Source organism: Alcaligenes sp. CHO6 (assembly GCF_037120595.1).
GTDB classification, from domain to species: domain Bacteria; phylum Pseudomonadota; class Gammaproteobacteria; order Burkholderiales; family Burkholderiaceae_B; genus Alcaligenes; species Alcaligenes ammonioxydans.
In genome coordinates this window covers 1-567 of sequence record NZ_JBANCI010000017.1, presented here as the reverse complement: position 1 = coordinate 567, position 567 = coordinate 1, and the positions used below count along the sequence as shown (strand labels likewise).

Genomic DNA, 567 nt, shown 5'->3' with positions numbered 1-567 from the left:
AACTAACAGCCAATAAGTGTGGACGCTTTCGCTTTGCGAGCCATTCGCTCTAAAAGGAGGTGATCCAGCCGCACCTTCCGATACGGCTACCTTGTTACGACTTCACCCCAGTCATGAATCCCACCGTGGTAAGCGCCCTCCTTGCGGTTAGGCTACCTACTTCTGGTGAAACCCACTCCCATGGTGTGACGGGCGGTGTGTACAAGACCCGGGAACGTATTCACCGCGACATTCTGATCCGCGATTACTAGCGATTCCGACTTCACGCAGTCGAGTTGCAGACTGCGATCCGGACTACGATCGGGTTTCTGAGATTGGCTCCCCCTCGCGGGTTGGCGACCCTCTGTCCCGACCATTGTATGACGTGTGAAGCCCTACCCATAAGGGCCATGAGGACTTGACGTCATCCCCACCTTCCTCCGGTTTGTCACCGGCAGTCTCATTAGAGTGCTCTTGCGTAGCAACTAATGACAAGGGTTGCGCTCGTTGCGGGACTTAACCCAACATCTCACGACACGAGCTGACGACAGCCATGCAGCACCTGTGTTCCGGTTCTCTTGCGAGCAC

The 567-nt window shown here is 55.7% G+C and carries 1 rRNA gene; it reads right to left on the bottom strand.

The window, feature by feature from the left end:
* Nucleotides 1-52: 52 nt before the first annotated feature.
* Nucleotides 53-567 (bottom strand): 16S ribosomal RNA (locus V6936_RS17300); the annotation flags it as partial.